The 9,282-nt window shown below is 36.4% G+C and carries 7 protein-coding genes and 1 tRNA gene; 1 reads left to right on the top strand and 7 read right to left on the bottom strand.

The genetic code is table 11. From position 1 onward, the window contains the following. Positions 1-4: 4 nt before the first annotated feature. A tRNA-Leu gene (locus J2X17_RS18735) sits at positions 5-90 on the top strand. Positions 91-194: 104 nt separating this feature from the next. Here J2X17_RS18735 and J2X17_RS18730 read toward each other — a convergent pair. From J2X17_RS18730 to J2X17_RS18700, 7 genes are all read right to left on the bottom strand, one after another. Then, a complete protein-coding gene (locus J2X17_RS18730; protein WP_310301571.1) occupies positions 195-1,106 on the bottom strand; it encodes a DMT family transporter in 912 nt (303 codons plus the stop codon). A gap of 1 nt (position 1,107) precedes the next feature. Further along, positions 1,108-2,247, bottom strand: coding sequence for an N-acetylglucosamine-6-phosphate deacetylase (nagA, locus tag J2X17_RS18725; protein WP_310301568.1), 1,140 nt, complete (start codon positions 2,245-2,247; stop codon positions 1,108-1,110). Positions 2,248-2,280: 33 nt separating this feature from the next. After that, entirely contained in the window at positions 2,281-3,468 is a 1,188-nt protein-coding gene (locus tag J2X17_RS18720; RefSeq protein WP_310301566.1) for an AGE family epimerase/isomerase, read from the bottom strand. Positions 3,469-3,564: 96 nt separating this feature from the next. Continuing rightward, on the bottom strand, positions 3,565-5,646 hold the full coding sequence (locus J2X17_RS18715; RefSeq protein WP_310301565.1) for a GDSL-type esterase/lipase family protein: 2,082 nt from the start codon (positions 5,644-5,646) through the stop codon (positions 3,565-3,567). 156 nt (positions 5,647-5,802) lie between these two features. Next, entirely contained in the window at positions 5,803-7,044 is a 1,242-nt protein-coding gene (locus J2X17_RS18710; RefSeq protein ID WP_310301563.1) for an MFS transporter, read from the bottom strand. A gap of 57 nt (positions 7,045-7,101) precedes the next feature. Further along, a complete protein-coding gene (locus J2X17_RS18705; RefSeq protein ID WP_310301561.1) occupies positions 7,102-8,262 on the bottom strand; it encodes a galactose oxidase in 1,161 nt (386 codons plus the stop codon). 30 nt (positions 8,263-8,292) lie between these two features. Beyond that, entirely contained in the window at positions 8,293-9,213 is a 921-nt protein-coding gene (locus tag J2X17_RS18700) for a dihydrodipicolinate synthase family protein (protein ID WP_310301558.1), read from the bottom strand. Positions 9,214-9,282 lie beyond the last annotated feature (69 nt).

Raw genomic sequence — 9,282 nt, 5'->3', positions numbered from 1 at the left:
TAATGCTCGGATGGTGAAATTGGTAGACACGCTGGACTTAAAATCCAGTGAACAGCAATGTTCGTGCGGGTTCAAGTCCCGCTCTGAGTACTAAAAACTTCAATTAGCTTTGCTAGTTGGAGTTTTTTTTTATTCTAAAAATAAATATTATCAAGTTTATTTTGAAATTTAACAGAAAAAGCAGTCCAGTTTTACTAGTCTTTCTTATTGGAAGAAAGACTGGTATAAAGTCCAATTATTACAAATAGTACACCAAATAAGGTATATAGGGTTAATGGTTCTTCTACCATAAAAAAGGCAATGAGAAATCCGAAAATTGGACAAAGGAATAGCCAATACGATGCTTTTACAGGATTTATTTTTAATAAGTATAACCAAAACTGAACAGCACCAATAGAAACTGCAATAGCCAGCCAGGCAGTTGAAAACCAAAAATCAGCATCAAAAATATTTTTATCCGGTTGGTAGGTTAAAAATAAAACCGGAAGCAGAAATACGCCTCCAATAATAGTTTGCCACCCATTAATAGTAAGAATGTGTAATCCGTTCCAGTTTTGTTTTGAATAATAAATTGTTCCTAATGAATAAGCAATCATACTTGTAACTAAGATAAGTATGCCGGCAGGAGTTGCAAAGCTATTTTGTAATAAAGGATATGCTGCCAGAAAAACTCCAATAAAACAAATAATTAAACTAAGGATGTTTTTAAACTTGATTTTATGCGATAACCAAATAGCTGAGATCAAAACGATAAAAACAGGATTAGTTGCCACAGCCAAACTCCCTAAACCGGCAGATACTTTTTGCATGGCAATGACGTACAATCCCAAATAAAAAGTGATGTTGAACAAGCCGTAAAAACTTATTTGAATCCATTCCCTTTTTTGAGGAAGTCGTTTTGACATTACAATATGTGAAATGAAAAGCATAATGCTCCCGGCTATTAAAAATCTAAAAATAGAAATCACAAAAGGCTGTGCGGAATGTAGTCCAATTTTAGTTGCAGTTGATGCAGAAGCCCATAAAAAGGAAAATATAAGTCCGGCACAAATGATTTTCCATTCTTTTACCTTTTGAATAATCGGGAGCATTTTTTCTTTAATCATTTTAAGAAATGGTTGTTGTGCTTTTCGAGAAATTCAAAGTTTCTATTTCAGATAAGTCCTTATTGAATTTTACAAAACTTGCCGGAAAACCAGCTTTTATTTTTCCTAATTTATTTTCCATTCCAATCGCATTTGCCACTCGCAAAGTTGCCATTTTTATGGCTTCATCTGCAGAAACATTCAAATGAGTGTAGGCATTTTGTACCGCTTCCAACATTGAAATTGTTGCCCCGGCCAGATTGCCATCTTCGTTTCTGTAAAAACCATTGTCTAGATGAGCATCAAAATTATCCCAATTAAAATTTGAAACTTTTCGGCCTAAAAATGTAGCGTCACTGATCAAGAAGAATTTCTCTTTTTTAAGTTGGTAAGCTATTTTTGCGGCAGCATAATCACAGTGTGCACCATCTAAAATAATGGGAGCATAAACATTTTCATTTTCAAAAACAGCGCCCACTAATCCCGGTTCGCGATGACCAAACTGAGTCATGGCATTGAATAAATGAGTCACCAATTTTATTCCTTTAGAAAAATAGACCTGCGCCTCTTTATGTGTCACAGTCGAATGCCCGATTGAAATTACGATACCACTTTCTATAAGCATATTCAGTTGTTCTTCTGTAAAACATTCGGGTGCAATGGTAATTACTTTGATTACATCTTTTCCGTATCTGATAATTTCTTTAAGTTCCTCATTGGTGGGTTTTCGAACCTGATCGATGCTGTGCGCGCCACGTTTTAACGGATTTAGAAAAGGACCTTCCAAATGCATTCCAAATACACCATTGTTGTGTTTTTTCATATAACTGCGAACCGCTTCAATTCCCTGAAGAATGATTTCGTGCGATGATGAAATCAAACAAGGCAATACGTGAGTTGTCCCGTATTTAAGACTTGCATCGTAAATATCCTGAATGGTTTCTTCGGTTGGATTTTGACTAAAATATAGTTTTTCGCCACCATTGATCTGAATGTCAATGAATCCTGCAGCAATATGTTTCCCTTTTAAATCAATTGTTTCGATATCATTTGGAATCTCAGATTGAACAGAAATAATTGTCCCGTTTTCGATAATAATAACTCCGTTTTCAATTATTTCATCACCTGTATGTACGGTGGTATTGGTAATCACAAGTTTCATTTTTTGTAATTTTAAATCTTTTATATTTTACATTTAGTTTTGTTCCAAATACTCCTTTAGTATTTGTGAGCAATACCATTCCTGACGGGGTAGATGAAACGGTCCTTTATAAAGATTTCCTTTCGCAGTTTGAGCGACGCTTCCGTCTCTGTGCAAATACCCAAACCATTCTCCGTTTTCATTATCGTGGAATTTACTATACGAGTAATCATGAATCATTTTGTGCCATGTTGCATATTTTTCATTTCCGGTCATGGTGTATGCCAATAATGTGGCAATAATCACTTCATTATGTGGCCACCAGAATTTCATATCCTGCCAATATTCCTGAACCGGCTGACCATAAACATCGCGGAAATATAAAATCCCGCCATGTTCTTTATCCCAGCCGCGTTCCCACATATAATCGAGCATTTTACATCCTAGTTCGATTAAATGTGAATCATTATTTCTGTGTTTTGCCTCATGCAATATGAACCAGGCACCTTCAATAGCATGTCCCGGATTTAAGGTTCGGCCGTCAATGTGGTCTATTATGGATCCATCCGGAGCCACTTGTTCCATCACGCATTCGATATCATGTTTGACAAAATCATTTTCGATTTCGGCAATCCATTTGGTAATCCATTCGTCGCAGCGTGGGTCGCCAATAGTCGCCCTAATTTGTTGCGCCGTATTGATCATAATCATGGGAGATCCAATTCCTTTTGACGGACGAATTGAAGTGTATTTTGGTTCTAATAAACCTGAAGTACTGGAGTATTTAATGCATTCTCCAAATAAATGACGTGCCTGTTCTGCAATTATTTCATCACCGCTGGCTTTTGCATAAGCGCTCATGGCAATCACAGCAAAGGTTTCAGAAAAATAGTAACGACGTTTACGAATCGGATTTCCTTCGCGGGTTACGTGAAAAAACATTCTTCCATCTGTGTCAAAACAATGTTGATTTAAAAAATCAATCCCCGATTTTGCACCCTCCAGCCATTCTTGTTTTGGCTCAATTGTATTATAAAGTGTAGCAAGAAGCCAAGCGGTTCTTCCCTGAAACCATACTGATTTATCGTCATCAATTAATTCTCCGTTTTGGCCACGCATCAATAAATAGCCGCCATGAAGAGTGTCTATAGATTGTGGAAACCAAAATGGCAACGTATCATTTAATAATTGCTTCTGATAAAAATCTTTTAAGTTAATTAGATCAGTTTTTGAATAACTCATTTTATATCTGTTTTAAACTTAGTTTTATAGCGACTAAGTGTTGATTTTTTTGCTCTTTAATTCGTTGACTTTTATGTCAGTAAATGGAGATGTGTTCTAATTTTTATTTTCGGAATCCAGTACTAACCTAAATGTCGAACAGGGAAGATTGGCTTCGTTTGTCAAATTTGCAATGGTGTAAGGCTTCCATGCATACAAAACAGTCTTTATTCTTTCGTTTTTTGGAACATCGATTTGTACTTGATTTTTGATGATTACTGCTTTACTTTCAATTCGGGTTCCTTTATCGGTCACTAATTCAAAACCGATTAATTCTTTTTTATCTGCTGTAAATAATTGTTTTGCATTTGAAAAAGAAACTAGAATTACATCTCCTTTTTGTACTGCTTTTACGGCTTCCGGACCATTTGCTGTGATCGCTTTTCCGTAGGTATATCGCAATGCCAATAGTGTAAGTCGGTATGCGATTTGTTTTTTCTTTATGGGATGTACATTAATTGAATCCCCATAATCCATGCTAACGGCCATGGCGCTATTTGGAATTTCTTTTTGCAATGTGTTCTGTATATTTCTAAAAGAGGGCCAGCTTGGGCGATCTATAGCTGATAATTGCACATAGTAAAATGGGAGGGAAGTTCCCCAGGCTTCGCGCCAGTTTTTAACCAATACGGGCATCAAATGTTCATACAACTCTGGATTATGAGCGTTGCTTTCGCCTTGGTACCAAAGAATTCCTTTTATCGGAAAATATGTAAAATGTGTTACGCCAGCTTCAAAATTGTAACATGGAGCGTAAGGATGCCGCTGCTTTGTATTTGCTGCATTTTTCAAATTCACATCGGCACGGGATCTGACCCAGGGCATTAAAAAATCAGATTTTCGCCAGTTGGTTAAAACATCAACGATTTTATCATCATGCTCTAAAGTATATCGGTCAATCCAGGATTCTATTGGAGATCCGCCAACGGCAACTTCTATTAAACCTATCGGAACATTTTCTTCGCGAATAATATTTTGTCCGAAATAATAGGCTATTGCCGAAAAATCTTTGGCACTTATAGAATCAGATATTCTCCATTTTCCGGAGAAAAATTTTAGCTGATTGGTTTTTTCCAAAGTAAGAGAATCCCAGGCTACATCATCAGTTTCCTGAATTGCTTCAAAATGGAACAAACGTAACATTGTATTTTTCGATGCTTTTTTTAATTCCGAAATTCCATTCTCTGATTTTTGAAGAGGAAAAGCCATATTAGACTGGCCGGAACAAAACCAAACATCTCCAATTAAAATATTTTTCAGCTCTATATTTTTTCCATTACACGAAATATTAATTTGATGTGTTCCACCAGCTTTCATAGATGGGAAAATAACTTGCCATTTCCCATATTGATTTGCTTTGACAACCTTTTTGTTCGTATTGAAAGTAACTTCGACTTCGTTTCCACCATTTGCATTGCCATAAATTACAATGGGCTGATTGCGCTGCAGCACCATATCATCAGTAAAAATGGGAGCCAGTTGTAGTCCGCCAAAATCCTGTGTTACATTCTCGTAAACGGTTTGTGCTAATATCGAGGCACCTTCTTTTGTTGGATGTAAGGCGTCAGGAAATAAGTCGGGACGATTGTATAATTTTTCGTGAAGGTCAATTAAGTTCACGTTATTTGCTTTTGCAATTTCAGTGATGTGTTTTTGAATCTGCCAAAACCAATCACGTGTTCCCGATTTGAATCTCGGATGCTCGTTGAAGATGGGCGTCATTTTGCAGATGTATATTTTCACATTTGCATTCTGCTTTTTTAAAGTATCAATTAACGAGCTATAATCGGCATCAAAATCTTCGCTGTAATTAGGCCAATTTCTGGGATCTGTATCATTTAATCCTAAGTGAATAATTGCAATATCTGGTCGATAAGCAATTGCCTGTGCACATTCTTCGGTTTTAAAATAAGGTTTACTTCCTTTTTTTAGAAGAGTAGCCCCGCTGTGGCCGAAGTTTTTTACTTCATATTTTTGTCCGATTAAAATTTGAAGCTGCGAAGGATAAGATTCGGCAGAAGGATTAGACAAAAGATAACCAGCTGTTACTGAATCTCCAATACAGGCTATTTTTATTTTAGCTTCCTGCGCTGCCATTTCCTGATTGAAAATCAGTGAAATGAAAAGTATACAGGTCAATAGAATCCGATTTTTTATCTTCATTATTTCTCAGATATTATTAAAATTTAGGCAGATTTATGAGCTGGGCAGAACGCATGGCTCCGCCCTAGCTTATAAAAAACCAAAAAACAACCAACTAATCTTAAATGTAAAAAAGGGGTAAACGGTTAGTTTCTAAGCGTCTGCAAAATCATTTACTTTTGGACGCAGAAAACTAATCTGAACCAGTAATGCAATCAGCACGACACCCGCCATTAAGGCAAAACCAAAACCCAAAGTGCCGGTATCAGCTGATTTACCAAGTAGTGAGGTGACTAATGCGCCACAGCCAACACCGGTCATATTTAGAACACCGTAAGCTGTTGCCCGATGTTTTGATGAAACAAATTGACAGATGATGGGCATATTATTTGCATCGAACATTCCATATCCTATACCAAAACATAAAACAGCTCCAACAACATGAAATAAAGAATGCCCAAAACCGATCAACATCAATGCGGGAATTGTTAAACTCAGCCCAATTGCGCTGGTATAAACTCTTCCCTTAATATTTTTTTGTACCCATTTGTCAGATAAAATGCCTCCAAAAATTACGCCTAACAATGACGAAAACGAAATTGTGATTGTAGCCAAAGGACCAGCCTGATCCATTGAAATTCCTAAATTGTCTGAGAATAGGGTAGGAAGCCAGTTTTTAGTTGCCCAGCCCGGCAAACTGATAATGGCGAAATAGAATAAAATAACCCAAAATGAAATGTTGGTAAATAGTAACGCCAAACCTTTAAAAAGCGAATCTTTTTCATGCGTTTTATCAAATTCCGGATCTGTAATTTTTGCTGCTGTTTTTTTCTCGCTTAAAAAGAAAACCAAAACAATCGCATAAACAATTCCAATAATACCAAAATGATGAAAAGTCGTATGCCACGAAAATTTCGCTGCAATTGTCGCTCCAAAACCACCCAAAGCTGAGCCTACATAAAGTCCTGTCATATGAATACCAATAGCAAGCGATCTCGTTTTTTGCTGATGATAATCGGCGATTAAAGACAAACCTGCAGGAATATATAAGGCTTCACTCACTCCCATAACGGCTCTTAACCAATAAATCTGGCTGAAAGTCGTCGCATATCCCATCGCATAAGTGACTGCTGACCAAACGAATAAACTTCCTATAATTAGCCATTTTCGGTTTAGTTTATCGGCAATAAGACCTGAAACAGGGCTCATTAAAGCATAAATCCAAAGAAAAATAGCCATTAAACGTCCAAAATTTTCACCTGAAACTAATTCAGGAATGTCAACTTCCATTGAAGGTCTCATGGTCGCCAGCATTTGCCTATCCATATAGTTTAGCAACGCCACAATCCACAGTAACGCAACTACCAACCAAGGATAATATTTAGAGTTTTTCATATTTTGATATGCTTTAATTTTATTTATAACTTAATCGTTAGTATCGATTTAGCTTAATTATTTAATTGTTCCGAGCATCACATCCGGGGTACGAATTCCTGGTTTTATTTCGCCATTCGACAGCACGATTTTGTCATTCCACATGGTTGCTGTTGTAGTTACGTGCGCAAGAAAAGGCAATTCACCAATTTTGCACCATTTATCTGTGATTGTATTATACAGCAGAACGTCATTGTAAAACCCTTTGTGTTTTGTATTTAATATGTTTTTCTCGGCGATAAGCTTTGATTTTTCTTCTTCCGAAGCAGCTTTTGCAATTTGAGATAAATACGTTTCTATTTTGTGAAAAGTAGTACCATTATCTCCGCCAACAATTAGGATAGTTTCTTTTCCGAAGGCAACTCCGGCGCCGGCCGAAAAATTGGTGGTTTGTTTTCCGTCAGAAATAGCTGCTTTATTTTCCCAGGTTTGCTTTTTTAGATCAAAAGCCAAAGTAGTATGATGCAAATCACTTATTCCTGAAGGCATTTTGGTTCTTCCTCCAACAATAAAAATCTTATCGTTTTGAACAACTGCAACAGTATTCGCTAAAGGAAAAGGTAGGTTTGGTAACGATTTCCATTCCGGTTTTTCCTTATTTAAGTCAAGGCTAAAAACCAAATCGGATGATTTTTTTAATTCGTCTCCGCCAATAGCGTAAACAATATTGTCAATGTGTGTTAGTGCAATATTGGTAATGGCAATTGGGAAATCAGGTAAAGATTTTGTTTCAACTTTATTTTTACCGGCATTCCAATTTAGAATATAGGCTTTATTCGAAAGTCCGTTTTCATTTTCTCCACCTACGTAAACGATTCCTAAATTTGTTGTCGTATTACCCGGATATGCAATAGGTTCTGGTAAAGTATTGACTGCTTTTTTATTCCAATTGTATTGATCTCCTGATTTTTGCAACACATGAATTTCATTCGAATAATGTTTTTTTCCTCCTTCCCAAGGCATTTTGTCCTGAAAATTTGCACCGCCTGCCGTTATAAATACATCATTACTTACACCATTAATTGGTCCTGCAAAACCCAAAGACAGAGTTCCATCTTCATTTAAAAGGGCCGCAGCTTTTTTCCATTCGACTTTTGAAATATTTGTTTTTTGGGCAAAACCAATTGTTGTTGACATAATTAAAATATAGAGTATTAAAGAAGAAAATGATGTATTCATATGGTTAGTTTTTAGAAAAAACGAACAGGTTTATTTTGATTTGAAGGCCTCGAAATTTAAACCTGCAACATCTTTTTTGAATAACTCAAACTGTTCAGCAGTCATGTTTTTAACCGGCAATCTGAATTCTCCCAAATCATGTCCTACTAATTTCATATAAGCTTTTCCAACGGAGATTCCCCCATACTTTCCTAAGAAACGAATCATGTCAATTGATTTTTGCTGAAGCGCTCTTGCTTTAACCAAATCGTTATTATTGAAAGCATCAATTAAATCATAGTACAATGGTGCAGCATAATTAAAAGTACTTCCAACGGCACCCTTCGCACCTAAAACCAAAGCAGATAGCATATTTTCATCACGTCCCCAAAGCATGTCGAATTTTCCGTTTGCGTAGCTCATACAACTTTGATAATCCATGAAATCTTCGTGTGTATATTTTACTCCGGCAAAATTTGGAAGTTTACCATCTAAGGCTCTTACCAAATCATACATCGGAATATTAACGCCTGTCAAAACGGGAATATGGTAGTAGTAAATTGGCATATTTGGAACACTTCCTCCAACTTTGATGCAAATTTCGGCCAAAACATCTACGTTTGCTGGCTTAAAGTAAAATGGAGCTGTTAAAGAAACAGCATACAAGCCAATTTCGTACGCGTGTTTTGCCAAATCAATGCAATCCGCAAGACAGGTTCCTCCAAGAAAAACCATTACTTTAAAATGGGCATCGTGGTTAGAACAATCTGCCCAGGCTTGCGCAACGGCTTTTTTTTCTTCTAAAGTAATAGAAACGCCTTCACCAGTCGAACCGTTAATGAAAGCACCGGTAATTCCGTTTCTTTTTAAAAATTCATAATAAGGAGGAATTAAGCTTACATCTAATTTTCCGTTACTGTCAAAAGGGGTAAAAGGAGCAGAAATCAGACCTTGTAAATGATCAATTTTCATGAGTTTATTTTTTAATTGTTTGTGTATTCTTTGATATCAGACTGGAAACTTTTGCATTTCCAGTCTGAT

Source organism: Flavobacterium aquidurense (assembly GCF_031458035.1).
Taxonomy (GTDB): Bacteria; Bacteroidota; Bacteroidia; order Flavobacteriales; family Flavobacteriaceae; genus Flavobacterium; species Flavobacterium aquidurense_C.
Note: the sequence above shows the minus strand (reverse complement) of the source record. Positions and strands in the feature narration are given on the sequence as shown.

What these genes read in the sequence shown, in the direction of transcription:
- J2X17_RS18710 (WP_310301563.1), bottom strand. Translation starts at nt 7,044, where the DNA reads ATGAAAAACTCTAAATATTATCCTTGGTTGGTAGTTGCGTTACTGTGG.
- J2X17_RS18730 (WP_310301571.1), bottom strand. Translation starts at nt 1,106, where the DNA reads ATGATTAAAGAAAAAATGCTCCCGATTATTCAAAAGGTAAAAGAATGG.
- J2X17_RS18700 (WP_310301558.1), bottom strand. Translation starts at nt 9,213, where the DNA reads ATGAAAATTGATCATTTACAAGGTCTGATTTCTGCTCCTTTTACCCCT.
- J2X17_RS18720 (WP_310301566.1), bottom strand. Translation starts at nt 3,468, where the DNA reads ATGAGTTATTCAAAAACTGATCTAATTAACTTAAAAGATTTTTATCAG.
- nagA (WP_310301568.1), bottom strand. Translation starts at nt 2,247, where the DNA reads ATGAAACTTGTGATTACCAATACCACCGTACATACAGGTGATGAAATA.
- J2X17_RS18705 (WP_310301561.1), bottom strand. Translation starts at nt 8,262, where the DNA reads ATGAATACATCATTTTCTTCTTTAATACTCTATATTTTAATTATGTCA.